Source organism: Streptomyces sp. NPDC015139 (assembly GCF_043079785.1).
GTDB classification, from domain to species: Bacteria; Actinomycetota; Actinomycetes; order Streptomycetales; family Streptomycetaceae; genus Streptomyces; species Streptomyces albidocamelliae.
The window spans coordinates 631967-648134 of the sequence record NZ_JBIBUW010000002.1 but is presented as its reverse complement, the minus strand read 5'-3'; the positions used below and the strand labels follow the sequence as shown (position 1 = coordinate 648134).

The 16168-nt window shown below is 73.0% G+C and carries 14 protein-coding genes; 10 read left to right on the top strand and 4 right to left on the bottom strand.

The features are described 5' to 3' along the window. Positions 1 to 5: 5 nt before the first annotated feature. Positions 6 to 1697 (bottom strand): phenylacetic acid degradation protein PaaN, encoded by a 1692-nt coding sequence (gene paaN, locus ACF08B_RS07465; RefSeq protein WP_392316500.1) that lies wholly within the window; start codon positions 1695 to 1697, stop codon positions 6 to 8. 161 nt (positions 1698 to 1858) lie between these two features. Here paaN and ACF08B_RS07460 point away from each other — a divergent pair, with 161 nt between their 5' ends. Further along, positions 1859 to 3373 carry a 3-hydroxyacyl-CoA dehydrogenase gene (locus ACF08B_RS07460; RefSeq protein WP_392316499.1) on the top strand — a complete coding sequence of 505 codons (1515 nt, stop codon included), beginning with the start codon at positions 1859 to 1861 and terminating at the stop codon, positions 3371 to 3373. Beyond that, on the top strand, positions 3370 to 3957 hold the full coding sequence (locus ACF08B_RS07455; RefSeq protein ID WP_093476211.1) for a TetR/AcrR family transcriptional regulator: 588 nt from the start codon (positions 3370 to 3372) through the stop codon (positions 3955 to 3957). The genes ACF08B_RS07460 and ACF08B_RS07455 overlap by 4 nt, the downstream gene beginning before the upstream one ends. A gap of 49 nt (positions 3958 to 4006) precedes the next feature. Here the strand turns inward: ACF08B_RS07455 and ACF08B_RS07450 are convergent, their stop codons facing one another. Then, positions 4007 to 4489, bottom strand: coding sequence for an Lrp/AsnC family transcriptional regulator (locus ACF08B_RS07450; protein ID WP_073887472.1), 483 nt, complete (start codon positions 4487 to 4489; stop codon positions 4007 to 4009). Between the two features lie 190 nt (positions 4490 to 4679). Between ACF08B_RS07450 and pdhA the strand changes: the two genes are divergently transcribed. The 7 genes from pdhA to ACF08B_RS07415 all read left to right on the top strand — a co-directional run bounded on the left by pdhA (position 4680) and on the right by ACF08B_RS07415 (position 12690). After that, positions 4680 to 5834, top strand: a complete 1155-nt coding sequence (pdhA, locus tag ACF08B_RS07445; RefSeq protein ID WP_093476208.1) for a pyruvate dehydrogenase (acetyl-transferring) E1 component subunit alpha — start codon at positions 4680 to 4682, stop codon at positions 5832 to 5834. Beyond that, positions 5831 to 6835 (top strand): alpha-ketoacid dehydrogenase subunit beta, encoded by a 1005-nt coding sequence (locus tag ACF08B_RS07440; protein ID WP_392316498.1) that lies wholly within the window; start codon positions 5831 to 5833, stop codon positions 6833 to 6835. Before pdhA ends, ACF08B_RS07440 begins: the two co-directional genes overlap by 4 nt. Continuing rightward, complete coding sequence (locus tag ACF08B_RS07435) at positions 6835 to 8190, top strand: dihydrolipoamide acetyltransferase family protein (RefSeq protein ID WP_392316497.1); 1356 nt, start codon at positions 6835 to 6837, stop codon at positions 8188 to 8190. The genes ACF08B_RS07440 and ACF08B_RS07435 overlap by 1 nt, the downstream gene beginning before the upstream one ends. A 44-nt stretch (positions 8191 to 8234) precedes the next feature. Beyond that, a complete protein-coding gene (locus tag ACF08B_RS07430) occupies positions 8235 to 9170 on the top strand; it encodes an NTP transferase domain-containing protein (protein ID WP_392316496.1) in 936 nt (311 codons plus the stop codon). Then, complete coding sequence (locus ACF08B_RS07425; protein WP_392316495.1) at positions 9167 to 10540, top strand: molybdopterin molybdotransferase MoeA; 1374 nt, start codon at positions 9167 to 9169, stop codon at positions 10538 to 10540. The genes ACF08B_RS07430 and ACF08B_RS07425 overlap by 4 nt, the downstream gene beginning before the upstream one ends. Further along, the gene (locus ACF08B_RS07420; RefSeq protein ID WP_392316494.1) at positions 10537 to 11634 is read left to right on the top strand and encodes a potassium channel family protein; all 1098 of its coding nucleotides are present in this window, start codon (positions 10537 to 10539) and stop codon (positions 11632 to 11634) included. The genes ACF08B_RS07425 and ACF08B_RS07420 overlap by 4 nt, the downstream gene beginning before the upstream one ends. 75 nt (positions 11635 to 11709) lie before the next feature. Continuing rightward, positions 11710 to 12690: an NAD(P)H-quinone oxidoreductase gene (locus tag ACF08B_RS07415; RefSeq protein WP_392316493.1), complete on the top strand. Its 981-nt coding sequence runs from the start codon at positions 11710 to 11712 to the stop codon at positions 12688 to 12690. Positions 12691 to 12706: 16 nt separating this feature from the next. Here ACF08B_RS07415 and ACF08B_RS07410 read toward each other — a convergent pair whose 3' ends face one another. Then, the gene (locus ACF08B_RS07410; protein WP_392316492.1) at positions 12707 to 13459 is read right to left on the bottom strand and encodes a hypothetical protein; all 753 of its coding nucleotides are present in this window, start codon (positions 13457 to 13459) and stop codon (positions 12707 to 12709) included. A gap of 144 nt (positions 13460 to 13603) precedes the next feature. Here ACF08B_RS07410 and ACF08B_RS07405 point away from each other — a divergent pair, with 144 nt between their 5' ends. Then, positions 13604 to 14143: a bacterial proteasome activator family protein gene (locus ACF08B_RS07405; RefSeq protein WP_093476196.1), complete on the top strand. Its 540-nt coding sequence runs from the start codon at positions 13604 to 13606 to the stop codon at positions 14141 to 14143. A gap of 98 nt (positions 14144 to 14241) precedes the next feature. Here ACF08B_RS07405 and ACF08B_RS07400 read toward each other — a convergent pair whose 3' ends face one another. Beyond that, positions 14242 to 15891, bottom strand: a complete 1650-nt coding sequence (locus ACF08B_RS07400) for a protein kinase (RefSeq protein ID WP_392316491.1) — start codon at positions 15889 to 15891, stop codon at positions 14242 to 14244. Positions 15892 to 16168 lie beyond the last annotated feature (277 nt).

Sequence of the window (16168 nt, the reverse complement as noted above, 5' to 3'; positions counted from 1 at the left end):
GGGCGTCACGCCTGCCGGCGCACCTCCACCACGCGGAAGCGGTTGGCGACGAACGCGCCGTCGGTCAGGGCGGCGTTCGCCGCCGGGTTGCCGCCGGAGCCGTGGAAGTCGGAGAAGGCGGCCGTCTGGTTCACGTACACCCCGCCGGTCAGGTTGAGCGACAGCTGGGCCGCCTCCTCCAGGCAGACCTCCTCGACGGCCCGCTCCACCTCGGCGTCGGAGGTGTAGGCGCCGACCGTCATCGCGCCCTTCTCGCGGACCGTGCGGCGCAGCAGCTCCAGCGCGTCGGCCACGGAGTCGACCGCGACGGCGAAGGAGACGGGGCCGAAGCACTCGCTCATGTAGGCGGCCTCGTCGTCCGGCTTGGCACCGTCCAGCTTGACCATGACGGGGGTGCGCACGACCGCGCCCGGGAACTCCGGGTTGCTGATCTCACGGGAGGCGAGGGCGACTTCGCCGAGTCCGGCGGCGGCCTCCAGGCGGGCCTTCACGTCCGGGTTGACGATGGCGCCGAGCAGGGCGTTCGCGCGCGCGTCGTCGCCGAGGAGGCCGTCGACCGCGCGGGCGAGGTCGGCGGTGACCTCGTCGAAGGTCTTGGGGCCCTCGTCGGTGCGGATGCCCTCGCGGGGAATGAGCAGGTTCTGCGGCGTGGTGCACATCTGGCCGCTGTACAGGGACAGCGAGAACGCCAGGTTGGACAGCATGCCCTTGTAGTCGTCGGTCGACTCCACGATCACCGTGTTGACGCCGGCCTTCTCGGTGTACACCTGCGCCTGGCGGGCGTTGGCCTCCAGCCAGTCGCCGAAGGACGTCGACCCGGTGTAGTCGATGATGCGGATCTCCGGGCGGGTGGCGAGGGTCTTGGCGACGCCCTCGCCGGGGCGTTCGGCGGCCAGCGCGACCAGGTTCGGGTCGTAGCCCGCCTCGGCGAGCACGTCCCTGGCGACCTGCACGGTCAGCGCGAGCGGCAGCACGGCGCGCGGGTGCGGCTTGACCAGGACCGCGTTGCCGGTGGCCAGGGAGGCGAACAGGCCCGGGTAGCCGTTCCACGTCGGGAAGGTGTTGCAGCCGATGACCAGGCCGATACCGCGGGGGACCGGCGTGAACTGCTTGGTGAGGGCGAGGGGGTCCCGCTTGCCCTGCGGCTTGGTCCACTCCGCCGTGTCGGGCGTGCGGACCTGCTCCACGTACGCGTAGGCCACCGCCTCCAGGCCGCGGTCCTGCGCGTGCGGGCCGCCGGCCTGGAGCGCCATCATGAAGGCCTGGCCACTGGTGTGCATGACCGCGTGGGCGAACTCGTGCGTCCGGTCGCTGATCCGCTTGAGGATCTCCAGGCAGACCACGGCACGGGTCTCGGCGCCCGCGTCGCGCCAGGCCCGCTGGCCCGCCTTCATCGCCGGCAGCAGCACGTCGATGTCCGCGTGCGGGTAGCTCACGCCCAGCTCGATGCCGTACGGCGAGACCTCGCCGTCGACCCAGCCGTCGGTGCCGGGCTGGCCGAGGTCGAGGCGGGTGCCCAGCAGGGCGTCGAAGGCGGCCTTGCCCGCCGCCGCGTCCAGGCTGCCGTGCTCGCCGTAGGCCTTGGGGTGCTCGGGGTGCGGGGACCAGTACGCACGCGTGCGGATCGCTTCCAGGGCCTGGTCGAGCGTGGGCCGGTGCCTGGCGATCAGGTCGTGCGTGGTCAGTTCGGCGGCCATGCGGGACCAACTCCTCGTCTCAAGAACTCGTCGGCCGAGTTCATGACCTGGGCGGAAACAGAGGCAGGAACAGACGGACAGAGCTAGAGTAACCGAACGATCGGTCGGGACAAGGGGGCCTGCCGCATCTGTGGAAAACCCCGTGCGGGAGGATCGCGCACATGACAGGACTCGACCTCAGCAGCCCCGTCGCCGTCGTCGGCACCGGCACCATGGGCCAGGGCATCGCCCAGGTCGCGCTGGTCGCCGGCCACCCGGTGCGGCTGTACGACGCCGTACCCGGGCGTGCCCAGGAGGCGGCCGCGGCGATCGGCGGCCGCCTGGACCGGCTGGTGGCCAAGGGCCGGCTCGGCGCCGCCGACCGGGACGCGGCCCGGGCCCGGCTCACGCCCGCCGACAGCCTCGCCGCTCTCGCCGACTGCGGGCTGGTCGTCGAGGCCGTCCTGGAGCGGCTGGACGTCAAGCAGCGGCTCTTCGGCGAGCTGGAGGAGATCGTCGCCGAGGACTGCCTGCTCGCCACCAACACCTCCTCGCTGTCGGTGACGGCCATCGGCGGCGCCCTGCGCCACCCCGGCCGCTTCGTGGGCCTGCATTTCTTCAATCCGGCCCCGCTGCTGCCGCTGGTCGAGGTCGTCTCCGGGTTCGCGACCGACTTCACGTCGGCCACGCGCGCGTACGAGACCGCCCGCGCCTGGGGCAAGACGCCCGTGGCCTGCGCGGACACTCCCGGCTTCATCGTCAACCGCATCGCCCGGCCCTTCTACGCCGAGGCGTTCGCCGTGTACGAGGCGCAGGCCGCCGAACCGGCCACCGTCGACGCGGTGCTGCGGGAGTCGGGCGGCTTCAGGATGGGCGCCTTCGAACTGACCGACCTGATCGGCCAGGACGTCAACGAGTCCGTCACCCACTCGGTGTGGCAGTCCTTCTTCCAGGACGTGCGGTTCACGCCCTCCCTCGCCCAGCGGCGGCTGGTCGAGTCCGGGCGGCTGGGCCGCAAGACGGGGCGCGGCTGGTACGACCACGCCGACGACGCCGAGCGCCCCGAGCCGCACACCGCCGACCAGGAGCGGCCGCCCGCCCACGTCGTCGTCGAGGGCGATCTGGGACCCGCCGCCGAGCTGCTCACCCTGATCCGCGAGGCGGGCATCGAGGTCCGCGCGGAGGACGAGAACGAGGGCACGCGCCTGGTACTGCCCAGCGGCGGCCAGCTGGCCCTGGCCGACGGCCAGACCTCGGTGGAGTTCAGCGACGTCGTCTACTTCGACCTGGCCTTCGACTACCGGAAGGCCACCCGCGTCGCCGTGTCGGCGTCGAAGGACACCGCGCCGCGGACCCTCGCCGAGGCCGTCGGCCTCTTCCAGGCGCTCGGCAAGGACGTCAGCGTCATCGGCGACGTCCCCGGCATGATCGTCGCGCGGACGGTCGCCCGGATCATCGACCTCGCCCACGACGCCGTGGCGAAGGGCGTGGCCACCGAGGAGGACATCGACACCGCGATGCGCCTCGGGGTCAACTACCCGCTCGGTCCCTTCGAGTGGTGCCGCAGGCTCCCCCGCGGCTGGGCCTACGACCTGCTGGAGGAACTGCACGAGCGGGACCCCTCCGGCCGGTACGCGCCCTCCCTCGCGCTCTACCGGCACTCGTTCGCCACCGATCAGCGGGAGGGCACCGCATGACCACCGCCAAGCGCGACACGTACACCCCGGAGACGCTGCTCTCCGTGGCCGTGCAGGTCTTCAACGACCGCGGTTACGACGGCACCTCCATGGAGCACCTGTCCAAGGCGGCCGGTATCTCCAAGTCGTCGATCTACCACCACGTCAGTGGCAAGGAGGAGCTGCTGCGGCGGGCCGTCAGCCGCGCCCTGGACGGCCTGTTCGCCATCCTGGACGAGGAGGGCGCGTGCGCGGGGCGGGCCGTGGACCGGCTGGAGCACGTCGTGCGGCGCATGGTCGAGGTGCTCATAGCCGAGCTGCCGTACGTGACGCTGCTGCTGCGGGTGCGCGGCAACACCGCCACCGAGCGGTGGGCGCTGGAGCGGCGCCGCGACTTCGACCACCGGGTCGCCGAACTGCTGAAGGCCGCCGCGGCCGACGGGGACGTGCGCGGGGACGTGGAGGTCCGGCTGGCCACCCGGCTGGTCTTCGGGATGATCAACTCCATCGTGGAGTGGTACCGGCCGGAGACGCGCGGGGCCAGTGGCCCCGAAGTGGCCGACGCGGTGGCCAGGCTGGTCTTCGCCGGGCTCCGCGAGGCCTGAACCCCCTCCGGCCCCTCGGGCCGGGGCGCTGCGTTCCTTCGGCGGGGCCTCAGCCGTCGGGCTCCAGGTCCTCCTCCTCGAAGACGAGCAGCGTGCGGGTGCTGAGCACCTCGGGGATCGCCTGGAGCCGGGTCAGCACCAGTTCGCGCAGTGCCCGGTTGTCCGGGGTGTGGACCAGCAGCAGCACGTCGAAGTCACCGCCGACGAGCGCGATGTGGGAGGCGCCGGGCAGCCGGCGCAGATGCTCGCGGACGGTGCGCCAGGTGTTCTGCACGATTTTCAGCGTGATGTACGCCGAGGTGCCGTGCCCCGCGCGCTCGTGGTCCACGCGCGCGCTGAACCCGCGGATCACCCCGTCCTCGACGAGCCGGTTGATGCGGGCGTAGGCGTTGGCGCGCGAGACGTGCACCCGCTCGGCCACGGAGCGTATCGAGGCGCGGCCGTCGGCCTGGAGGATCTTGAGGATGTCCTGATCGATGGCGTCCAGCGGACGCGGCGGCGGAGCGGTGCCGTCCTGCGGTCCGTCGGCCATTTGTTCAGCTGCCATGTCCCCCCGCTCGGTCTCCGTGGACGTCCTGCATTCATTCCAGGTCGCGCAGAACCGTTTGTCCACAGCCTGGAGGGGGCTGTAGCCAAAATGTGCCGACGACCGAACAATCGGTAGGTGAGGCGGGTCACAGCCGACACGTCTCCCGTAGCCGCTCCCACGAGGAGGTGCCGTCATGACGGTTCTGGAGCAGCGGGGCGCGTACCGGCCTTCGCCGCCGCCCGCCTGGCAGCCCCGTATGGACCCCGCGCCGCTGCTGCCCGACGCCGAGCCGTACCGCGTCCTCGGCACCGAGGCGGCCGCCAAGGCCGACCCCGACCTGCTGCGCCGGCTCTACGCCCAGCTGGTGCGCGGCCGCCGCTACAACACGCAGGCCACCGCGCTCACCAAGCAGGGCCGTCTCGCCGTCTACCCCTCCAGCACCGGCCAGGAGGCCTGCGAGGTCGCCGCCGCGCTGGCCCTCGAGGAGCGCGACTGGCTCTTCCCCAGCTACCGCGACACCCTCGCCGTGGTCGCCCGGGGCGTCGACCCCGTCGAGGCCCTCACCCTGCTGCGCGGCGACTGGCACACCGGCTACGACCCCTACGACCACCGCGTGGCCCCCCTCAGCACCCCGCTGGCGACGCAGCTCCCGCACGCCGTCGGACTCGCCCACGCGGCCCGCCTCAAGGGCGACGACGTGGTCGCGCTCGCCATGATCGGCGACGGCGGCACCAGCGAGGGCGACTTCCACGAGGCCATGAACTTCGCCGCCGTCTGGCAGGCCCCGGTCGTCTTCCTCGTGCAGAACAACGGCTTCGCCATCTCCGTCCCGCTCGCCAAGCAGACCGCCGCGCCCTCCCTGGCCCACAAGGCCGTCGGGTACGGCATGCCGGGCCGGCTGGTCGACGGCAACGACGCGGCGGCCATGCACGAGGTGCTGAGCGACGCCGTGCGGCACGCTCGCTCGGGCGGCGGCCCCACCCTGATCGAGGCGGTGACCTACCGCATCGACGCCCACACCAACGCCGACGACGCCACCCGCTACCGGGGCGACGCCGAGGTCGAGGCCTGGCGCGCGCACGACCCGGTCCGGCTGCTGGAGCAGGAGCTCACGACGCGCGGACTGATCGACGAGGCCGGCATCGAGACCGTCCGCCAGGACGCCGAGGTGATGGCCGCGGACCTGCGGGAACGCATGAACCGGGACCCCGAACTGAACCCCATGGACCTCTTCGACCACGTGTACGCCGAGAGCACCTCCCAGCTGCGCGAGCAGCGCGCCCTGCTGCGCGCCGAGCTGGAGGCCGAGCAGGAGCAGCACGGTGAGCAGGAAGGCGGCGCCCGATGACCACCGTCGCCGTCAAGCCCGCCACCATGGCGCAGGCCCTCACGCGCGCGATGCGCGACGCGATGGCCGCCGACCCCACCGTGCACGTCCTGGGTGAGGACGTCGGCACCCTCGGCGGTGTCTTCCGGGTCACCGACGGTCTCGCCAAGGAGTTCGGCGAGGACCGCTGCACGGACACTCCGCTCGCCGAAGCCGGCATCCTCGGCACCGCCGTCGGCATGGCCATGTACGGCCTGCGCCCGGTGGTGGAGATGCAGTTCGACGCCTTCGCGTACCCGGCGTTCGAGCAGCTGATCAGCCATGTCTCCCGGATGCGCAACCGGACGCGCGGCAGGATGCCGCTGCCGATCACCGTCCGCATCCCCTACGGCGGCGGCATCGGCGGAGTGGAGCACCACAGCGACTCCTCCGAGGCCTACTACATGGCCACCCCGGGCCTGCACGTCGTCACCCCGGCGACCGTCGAGGACGCCTACGGGCTGCTGCGCCGGTCCATCGCCTCCGACGACCCGGTCGTCTTCCTCGAGCCCAAGCGCCTGTACTGGTCGAAGGACTCCTGGAACCCGGAGCGGCCGACCGAGGTCGAGCCGATCGGCCGCGCCGTCGTCCGGCGCCCCGGCCGCAGCGCCACGCTCATCACCTACGGCCCGTCCCTGCCGGTCTGCCTGGAGGCCGCCGAGGCCGCGCAGGCGGAGGGCTGGGACCTGGAGGTCGTCGACCTGCGCTCCCTGGTGCCGTTCGACGACGAGACGGTCTGCGCGGCCGTCCGGCGCACCGGGCGGGCCATTGTCGTGCACGAGTCCACCGGATTCGGCGGCCCCGGCGGCGAGATCGCCGCCCGCGTCACCGAGCGGTGCTTCCACCACTTGGAGGCCCCGGTGCTGCGCGTGGCCGGCTTCGACCTCCCCTACCCGCCGCCCATGCTGGAGCGGCACCACCTGCCGGGCGTGGACCGGATCCTGGACGCCGTGGCGCGGCTGCAGTGGGAGGCCGAGGACTGATGGCACAGGTGCTGGAGTTCAAGCTCCCCGACCTCGGCGAAGGACTCACCGAGGCGGAGATCGTGCGCTGGCTGGTGCAGGTCGGCGATGTCGTCACCATCGACCAGCCGGTCGTCGAGGTCGAGACGGCCAAGGCGATGGTCGAGGTGCCCTGCCCCTACGGCGGAGTGGTCACCGCCCGCTTCGGCGAGGAGGGCACCGAACTGCCCGTCGGCGCCCCCCTGCTGACGGTGGCGGTGGGCGAACCGTCGGCGCAGGAGCCGGAGGGCTCCGGCAACGTCCTGGTCGGATACGGCACGCAGGCCCCGGCGGCCCGCCGGCGCCGGGTGCGTGCCGGGGCTCCGGCCCCGGCGGCCCGCAACGGAACGGCCCGGCCCGAAGACGCCTCGGCGCCCCGCACGCGGGTGGCCGCCCCGGCACCCCCCGTCACCGACGGCCCCGTCCCCGTGATCTCCCCGCTGGTGCGCAGGCTCGCCCGCGACAACGGCGTGGACCTGCGGCAGCTCGCCGGCTCCGGACCCGAGGGCCTCATCCTGCGGGCCGACGTCGAGGACGTGCTGCGGGCCAACTCCGCGCGGGCCGCCTCCACCGCGGAGCCGGTCGAGCGGGCCGCCCCGGTCGCGGAACCCCTCGGCCGGACCCCCGCCGCCGCAGCCGCCGCGGCCGGCGAGGTCCGCATCCCCCTCAAGGGCATTCGCGGTGCCGTCGCCGACAAGCTCTCCCGCAGTCGGCGGGAGATCCCCGACGCGACCTGCTGGGTCGACGCCGACGCGACCGAACTGATGCGCGCGCGGGCCGCCATGAACGCCGCCGGGGGATCCAAGATCTCCCTCCTCGCGCTGCTGGCCCGCGTCTGCACGGCCGCCCTCGCCCGGTTCCCCGAGCTGAACTCCTACGTCGACACCGAGGCCCGCGAGGTCGTCCGGCTCGGCCACGTCCACCTCGGGTTCGCGGCGCAGACCGAGCGCGGACTGGTCGTGCCGGTCGTCCGGGACGCCCACGCACGCGACGCCGAGTCGCTGACCGGCGAGTTCGCCCGGCTCACCGAGGCCGCCCGCACGGGGGCGCTCACGCCCGGCGAACTCACCGGCGGCACCTTCACGTTGAACAACTACGGGGTCTTCGGCGTCGACGGCTCGACCCCGATCATCAACCACCCCGAGGCCGCCATGCTCGGCGTCGGCCGCATCATCGCCAAACCGTGGGTGCACGAGGGTGAACTGGCGGTCCGCCAGGTCGTCCAGCTCTCGCTCACCTTCGACCACCGGGTCTGCGACGGCGGCACGGCGGGCGGTTTCCTCAGGTATGTGGCCGACTGCGTGGAGCAGCCGGCGGTGCTCCTGCGCACGCTGTAGGACTAAGGAGCCGCGAGAAGGGGGCGGCAGGACATACTCGGGGGGTGAGCGACAACGCCCCCGTGACCACTGCGACCACCGGGACCGCCGCGCCGTACGACGCCGTCGTGCTGGCCGGCGGTGCCGCGCGACGGCTGGGCGGCGCCGACAAGCCCGGCGTCCGGGTCGGCGGCCGCGCGCTGCTGGACCGGGTGCTCGCGGCCTGCGCGGGCGCCCGGACAACGATCGTGGTCGCCGCGCCCCGGCCCACCGCCCGGCCGGTGCGCTGGGCGCGCGAGGAGCCCTTCGGTGGCGGGCCGGTCGCCGCTCTGGAGGCGGGACTGCGGCTCACGACGGCCGAGTTCGCCGTCGTCCTCTCCGCCGACCTCCCCTTCCTCGAACAGAGCGCGGTGCGGCGCCTGTTGGCCGCCCTGCGGGACACCGGCGCCGACGGCGCGCTGCTCACCGACGCGGAGGGCCGTGACCAGCCCCTCGTGGCCGCCTACCGCACCGCCCCGCTGCGCCGGGAGCTGGCCGCCCTCGCCGCCGAGCACGGCGGCCTGACCGGGCTGCCCCTGCGCCGGCTGACCGGTGCACTTCACCTCGCCCGTGTCCCGGACCCGCTCGCGTCCTTCGACTGCGACACCTGGGACGACATCGCCGACGCCAGAGCACGCATCAGGGAGCATGGGCACGTGTTGGATGAATGGATCTCCGCAGTCAAGGACGAGCTGGGCATCGACCTGGACGTCGACACCGGCGTCCTCCTCGACCTGGCCAGGGACGCCGCACACGGCGTGGCCCGGCCCGCCGCCCCGCTGACCACCTTCCTCGTCGGCTACGCCGCGGCCCAGGGCAAGGGCGGCCCCGAGGCCGTCGCCGAGGCCTCACGGAAGGCCGCCGCACTGGCCCTGCGGTGGGCGGCGGAGCACAAGGGTGCCGAAGGGGCCGCCGGGGACCAGGGGAAGGGCGGGGGCACGAGCGCCCCGGACGCCGGATGAGCGCCCCCGGAACCCGAGTCGGAGCGCCGGCGCCCGCCGAGGACACCGACGACCTCGATGTCGAGGAGGCTCTGGCCCTGGTGAGGGAGCCCAAGGACGACAGTTCCGCCCCCGATCCCCGCCGCGAACCACCGGCGGGCGCGGCGGACACCGGCAGGCACGAACGGCACCGGGCGACCCCCTGGGGGAGGGCCCGTGAGATCGCCGCCCGCGCCGCGCGGTCCGGCGCACACCGCGACCCCGTCTCGGTGCGGCTCGGCGACGCGCTCGGCCTGGTGCTGGCCGCTCCCCTGGACGCGCTCACCGACCTGCCCTCCTTCGACACCTCGGCGATGGACGGCTGGGCGGTCGCCGGGCCGGGACCCTGGGAGGTGCGCGACGCCGGAGTGCTCGCCGGGCACGCCCAGCCCGATCCGCTCACCGACGGCGAAGCGGTCCGCATCGCCACCGGTGCCCGCATCCCCGCCGACACCACCGCCGTCCTGCGCAGTGAGCACGGCCGTACGGACGCCCAGGGCCGGCTCCACGCCACGCGGGAGGTCGCGCACGGCCAGGACATCCGGCCGCGCGGCCAGGAGTGCCGCAGCGGCGACCAGTTGCTGCCCGTCGGCACCCAGGTGACGCCCGCCGTCCTCGGGCTCGCCGCGGCGGCCGGATACGACACCGTCACCGCCGTGCCCCGGCCTCGCGTCGAAGTGCTGGTACTCGGCGACGAGTTGCTCGGCGAGGGCCTTCCGCACGACGGACTGATCCGGGACGCGCTCGGCCCCATGCTGCCGCCCTGGCTGCGCGCGCTGGGCGCCGACGTGGTCGCGGTACGCCGGATCGGCGACGACGCCCGCGCCCTGCGCAGGGCCGTCACGGGCTCCACCGCCGACCTGGTCGTCACCACGGGCGGCACCGCGGCCGGACCGGTCGACCATGTCCACCCCACCCTGGAGCGCATCGGCGCGGAGCTCCTCGTCGACGGCGTCAAGGTCCGCCCCGGCCACCCCATGCTGCTCGCCCGCCTGGACGAGGGCCGGCACCTCGTCGGCCTGCCCGGCAACCCGCTCGCGGCCGTCTCCGGCCTGCTCACGCTCGTCGAGCCCCTGCTGCGGACCCTCGCCGCCCGTCCCGCGCCGGAGCCGTACACGCTGCCGCTCAGGGACGCGGTGCAGGGACACCCGCACGACACCCGGCTCATCCCCGTCGTGCTGCGCGGGGACCGTGCCGTACCGCTGCACTACAACGGTCCGGCCATGCTCCGCGGCATCGCCGCCGCCGACGCGCTGGCCGTCGTACCGCCGGGCAGCGCCGGACAGGGCGAGGAGACGGAGCTGCTGGACCTGCCCTGGGCGGCCGCGGGAATCGGGGTGTGTTTCACGTGAAACTTCCGGGCCACGACGCCATCGCCCGCCAGGCGGACGAGCATCTGGTGACCCATCGGGTGAAACTCCCGAGAAAATTGGTGGAGCGCCCGATCCGCCAGGTCTCCAAACGGCTGCTGATGGCCCTCGGTGTGCTGGTCGCCACCGCACTGATCGTCTACGCCGACCGCGACGGCTACAACGACAACTCCGACGGGTCGGTCGACTTCCTCGACGCGTTCTACTACGCGACCGTCACGCTCTCCACGACCGGATACGGCGACATCACCCCGGTCAGCGACAGTGCCCGGCTCATGAACATCTTCGTCATCACCCCCCTGCGCGTGCTGTTCCTGATCATTCTGGTCGGCACCACGCTGGAGGTCCTCACCGAACGCACCCGGGAGGAATGGCGCCTGAACCGCTGGAGGACCACCTTGCGCGACCACACCGTCGTCATCGGCTTCGGCACCAAGGGGCGGTCGGCCATCCAGACCGTCTGCGCGACCGGGCTGAAGAAGGAGCAGGTGGTCGTCGTGGACCCCAGTTCCAAGGTGGTCGACGCGGCGACCGCCGAGGGCTTCGCGGGCGTCATAGGCGACGCCACCCGCAGCGAGGTGCTCAAGCGGGCCGAGGTGCACAAGGCCCGGCAGATCATCGTCGCCCCGCAGCGCGACGACACCGCCGTCCTCGTCACCCTGACCGCCCGGCAGCTCAACCGGGCGGCGAAGATCGTGGCCGCCGTGCGGGAGGAGGAGAACGCCCCGCTGCTCAAGCAGTCCGGCGCCGACGCCGTGATCACCAGTTCCGGCGCGGCCGGCCGGCTCCTCGGTCTCTCCGTCCTCAGCCCGGCCGCGGGCATGGTCATGGAGGACCTGATCCAGCAGGGCAGCGGTCTGGACATCGTCGAACGCCCGGTCGTGCGCGCCGAGGTGGGCAAGAAGCCTCGCGAGACGGACGACCTCGTCGTCAGCGTCCTGCGCGGACACCGGGTGCTCGGCTACGACGACCCGTCCGTCGGTACCCTCCAGCTGACGGACCGGCTGATCACCATCGCCCGCGCCTCCCCCGGCGCCCACGTCGCCCCGGACACCTGGCGCATGCCCCGCGACTGACGGGGCCGGCCGCGACATCAGGGAGCGGGCGGGGCTGCCCAGGTGACGCCACCTCCGGGGAGTAGCGTCGCGGTCATGCATGCGATCACGATTCCCGAACCTGGTGGTCCCGAGGCGCTGGTCTGGGCGGAGGCCCCCGACCCGGTGCCCGGCGAGGGCGAGGTGCTGGTCGAGGTGGTGGCCAGCGCCGTCAACCGCGCCGACGTCCTGCAGCGGCAGGGCTTCTACAACCCGCCGCCCGGCGCCTCCCCCTACCCGGGCCTGGAGTGCTCGGGCAGGATCGCCGCGCTCGGCCCGGGAGTCTCCGGCTGGGCCGTGGGCGACGAGGTGTGCGCGCTGCTCTCGGGCGGCGGCTACGCCGAGAAGGTCGCCGTACCGGCCGGACAGCTGCTGCCCGTGCCCGAGGGCGTCGACCTGCAGCGGGCGGCCGCGCTTCCCGAGGTGGTCAGCACCGTCTGGTCCAACGTGTTCATGATCGCCCACTTGCGGCCCGGCGAGACGCTGCTGGTGCACGGCGGCTCCAGCGGCATCGGCACCATGGCGATCCAGCTGGCCAAGGCCGTCGGCGCCAAGGTCGCGGTGACGGCCGGGACCAAGGAGAAGCTCGACCAGTGCGCCGAGCTGGGGGCGGACGTGCTGATCAACTACCGCGAGCAGGACTTCGTCGCCGAGATCCTGGGAGCCACCGACGGCAAGGGCGCCGACGTCATCCTCGACAACATGGGCGCGAAATACCTCGACCGCAACGTCCAGGCCCTCGCGGTCAACGGACGACTGGCGATCATCGGTATGCAGGGCGGCGTCAAGGGCGAGTTGAACATCGGCACGCTGCTTGGCAAGCGGGCCGCGATCACCGCCACCTCCCTGCGGGCCCGGCCGCTGGAGGAGAAGGCGGCCATCGTGGCGGCCGTACGCGAGCACGTCTGGCCGCTGCTGGCCGCCGGGCACGTCCGTCCGGTGGTGGACCGCGAACTGCCGATGGCGCAGGCGGCCGAGGCGCACCGGGTGCTGGAGGCGAGCGGCCACGTCGGCAAGGTGCTGCTGGTCACGCAGTAGCGGCTGCGCGGCGCGGTCAGGGCCTGCGGAGCCTGAGTCCCAGGAGCGCCAGGCCCAGCCCCAGGCCGATGAGGACCAGTCCGCTGCCCAGCGGAAGGATCTGCAGGACCGGTTCGGTCGTGCCCTCGCCCTCCGAGGCGGCCTGCCGGCCGGCGGGCTGCTGCGGAGGCTGTGCGGGCTGGAGACCGGCCTCCTCGGGAGGCGGGGAGGCGCCGGGTGTCACGCCCGGCACATCGGCGGTCTCCGGCTCCTCGGGCTGGTCGGCGGCGGTCTCCGCGGCCCGGGAGGGCACGGTGTCGTCGCCCTCCACCTCGGCCGCGGGCCCGTCCGGCCGGCCCGGCCGCATCCGTCCCTCGCCGGCCCGGCTTCCGGCCCGCGAGGGCTCGGCGGCGCGGGACGACGGAGAGAAGCGGGAGACCGGGGCGGCGTCCGGAGCGGAGGAGCCCGGGCCGGAGGGTGTGGCCGGTGCCCACGGGTCGGCGGCGGGGGAGCCGCGCGCGGGCAGGCCGTAACCCGCACCGTCCGGCTGCGGGTGGCCGGGGCGGTCCAGGCCCCCGTGGCCCGGGCCGTACGCGCCGTCCCGGTCGGGGCCGTCGGGGCGTCCGTGGGCGGGAGCGGTTCCGGTCGTCTGCGCGAGCGCGGCCGCATAGGCGGTGGCCGTGCCGAAGAGCGGCAGGGCGGCCGTTATGACGAGCAGCAGCCGTACGCGGCGAAGCATGAGGCGCGACCATGGAGTCACGTCGGTGACCTCCCGGAACCCAGGTGCCATGACCGATGGATAACCGACGCAGACAAGCCTCACATTCATCGCTGACAGGAGCATTTCGGGTTGGGCCATCGGGTCTAAACGGTGGATCAACCTCACGAGGGGGCACCACGGTGATGAGAAGTACGGGTGCGAGAGAATGGCTGCATGGAGATGCCGAGGAACGAACGGTCGCCGGAGAATCCCCAGATCCTCGTCGTGGGTCAGGACGGGATGGCACTCGGCGGTGGCGACGATGACTCCCGCGAGATTCCGGTGACGGAGCAGGTGGAGCAGCCGGCCAAGGTCATGCGGATCGGCAGCATGATCAAGCAGCTCCTGGAGGAGGTGCGGGTCGCTCCCCTCGACGAGGCCAGCCGGGTACGGCTGAAGGAGATCCACGCCAGCTCCGTGAAGGAGCTGGAGGACGGCCTCGCCCCGGAGCTGGTCGAGGAGCTGGAGCGGCTGTCCCTGCCGTTCACCGACGAGGCGACGCCGAGCGACGCGGAACTGCGGATCGCCCAGGCGCAGTTGGTGGGCTGGCTGGAAGGCCTCTTCCACGGGATCCAGACCACGCTGTTCGCCCAGCAGATGGCCGCGCGGGCCCAGTTGGAGCAGATGCGGCGCGCGCTCCCGCCGGGTGTGGGCGGACACGAGGGCGGCGACGACCCCCGCACCGGCGGCCGCTCGGGCGGCCCGTACCTCTGAGCGGAACAGCGCCCGCGACCATCGACCCGACTGAACCACTACCCGAGCAAGGGCCCGGCGGACGACCGCCGGGCCCTTGCTCGTGGAATCGGCGGACGCTACTGCGGATTGCCCGTGGAGACGCTCAGCTCGATCTTCTCGTTCTTGCCGAGCTCCTTGGACGCCACGTCCGTGCCCTCGGAGGGGAACTGGTCGATGACGGTGTCCTTGCCCCAGGTGTTCTCGTCCACGTGCTTGATCGTCCAGTCCCAGCCCGCGGCCTGGAGGCACTGCTTGACGGAGTTGATGTCCTTGTAGCGGAAGTCCGGCAGCTGGATCTTGTCCGGGTCGTCGTACGACTCCTCCGGCTCCGTGCACTTCTCCGTCTCGATCCGCCGGGTGCGGTCGGGGCCGCGGTAGCCCGCTTCCTGACGGGCGGGCGCCGAGGTGGTCGTCCGATCCTTGCCGCCCTCGTCGTCGCTGTTGCCGTTGTGCAGCGTCACCGCCACGATCAGCCCGACGAGCACGACGACCGCCACCGCGACCGAGCCGATGACGACCGACTTGTTGCCCTTGCCGCCGCGCCCGGGCTGCCCGCTCCCCTGCGGTGCGATCGTGTACGGCGGCGGGGTCGAGGCGCCCTGCAGGCCGTAGCCCACCGGCGGAGTCTGGTAGCCGCCCTGCTGCGGGTAGCCGTACGCCGGCGTCGGGCCCGGGGTGGGGGCGGGCGTCGCCGGGCCGCCGTACGGGTTCGGCTGGTACGGCGTCTGCACCGGGCCGGTGGGCGCCGGGGTCGCCGGTCCGACCGGCGGGAACACCGCGGAGCCGACGCCCGCGCCGCTCTGCGCCGGCCCGGCGCCCGGCACGATGCTCGGCGCGGCCGGCTGGAGGGAGGCGGCGACGCGCAGGCACTCGGTGCGCATGGCCTCCGCGGTCGGGAAACGCTCGTTCGGGTTCTTCTTCAGCGCGCGGGCGATCAGGGCGTCCACCGCGGGCGGCAGTGTGCGGTTGATGGAGGAGGGGGCCACCGGCTCCTCCTGCACATGCGCGTAGGCGATCGCCAGCGGGGAGTCGGCGTCGAACGGCAGCCGCCCGGTAACCAGCTGGAACAGCATGATCCCGACCGAGTACAGATCGGACCGGGCGTCCACGGCCCGGCCGAGGGCCTGCTCGGGCGAGAGGTACTGCGGGGTGCCGACGACCATGCCGGTCTGGGTCATCGAGGTGACACCGGACTGCATGGCGCGGGCGATGCCGAAGTCCATGACCTTCACGACGGCGCGCTTGGTCATCATCACGTTGCCCGGCTTGATGTCGCGGTGCACCAGCCCCATCTCGTGGCTGATCTCCAGCGCCGCCAGCACGTCCGCGGTGATCTTCAGCGCCTTGTCGGCGGGCATCGCGCCGTACTGGCGGATGTCCTCGTCCAGGACCGAGCCGAGCGGGCGGCCCTCGACGTACTCCATGACGATGTAGGGCGTCGCCATGCCGGCGAGGTCGTCCTCGCCCGTGTCGAAGACGGAGACGATGTTGGTGTGCGTGAGCTTGGCCACGGCCTGGGCCTCGCGGCGGAAGCGCTCGCGGAAGGCCTGCTCCCGGCCCAGCTCGCTGTGGAGCGTCTTGATCGCGACCTGGCGGTCGAGTACGGCGTCGTACGCCAGATGCACCGAGGCCATGCCGCCCTCGCCGAGCAAGTCGCGCAGCTGGTAGCGGCCTCCGGCGAGCGCCTGCCCCGCGTACCGGCCGTGTGCGCCGCCGTCCTGGCTCATCTCTCCGCGTCCCCCAGTGGCCGTCCGGCGCCGTCGCCCGGCGAACAGGCCTTGATCGAATGTGTCATTCCCGGCCAAGTCTGCCCCGTGGCACCGACACGTCAAGCTCGGTGCCCGTTCCGTGACCGTACGCGAAGGAAGCGTCGCGGAAGCGTTACGCCGGACGTACGGGCGGTACACACAATTTGCACGAGAGCGCGTGCTAGAGGTTTCATGACCGGTCCGTCTCGGGGCCGGTCCCGGTACCGGATCCGAACCGGCGGCCACCACGAAGGCT

Excerpts from the sequence above, each read along its gene's own strand:
- ACF08B_RS07400 (WP_392316491.1), bottom strand. The coding sequence starts at position 15,891 with ATGAGCCAGGACGGCGGCGCACACGGCCGGTACGCGGGGCAGGCGCTC.
- ACF08B_RS07435 (WP_392316497.1), top strand. The coding sequence starts at position 6,835 with ATGGCACAGGTGCTGGAGTTCAAGCTCCCCGACCTCGGCGAAGGACTC.
- ACF08B_RS07455 (WP_093476211.1), top strand. The coding sequence starts at position 3,370 with ATGACCACCGCCAAGCGCGACACGTACACCCCGGAGACGCTGCTCTCC.
- ACF08B_RS07405 (WP_093476196.1), top strand. The coding sequence starts at position 13,604 with ATGGAGATGCCGAGGAACGAACGGTCGCCGGAGAATCCCCAGATCCTC.
- paaN (WP_392316500.1), bottom strand. The coding sequence starts at position 1,697 with ATGGCCGCCGAACTGACCACGCACGACCTGATCGCCAGGCACCGGCCC.
- ACF08B_RS07415 (WP_392316493.1), top strand. The coding sequence starts at position 11,710 with ATGCATGCGATCACGATTCCCGAACCTGGTGGTCCCGAGGCGCTGGTC.
- ACF08B_RS07410 (WP_392316492.1), bottom strand. The coding sequence starts at position 13,459 with ATGGCACCTGGGTTCCGGGAGGTCACCGACGTGACTCCATGGTCGCGC.
- ACF08B_RS07450 (WP_073887472.1), bottom strand. The coding sequence starts at position 4,489 with ATGGCCGACGGACCGCAGGACGGCACCGCTCCGCCGCCGCGTCCGCTG.
- ACF08B_RS07425 (WP_392316495.1), top strand. The coding sequence starts at position 9,167 with ATGAGCGCCCCCGGAACCCGAGTCGGAGCGCCGGCGCCCGCCGAGGAC.
- pdhA (WP_093476208.1), top strand. The coding sequence starts at position 4,680 with ATGACGGTTCTGGAGCAGCGGGGCGCGTACCGGCCTTCGCCGCCGCCC.
- ACF08B_RS07460 (WP_392316499.1), top strand. The coding sequence starts at position 1,859 with ATGACAGGACTCGACCTCAGCAGCCCCGTCGCCGTCGTCGGCACCGGC.
- ACF08B_RS07440 (WP_392316498.1), top strand. The coding sequence starts at position 5,831 with ATGACCACCGTCGCCGTCAAGCCCGCCACCATGGCGCAGGCCCTCACG.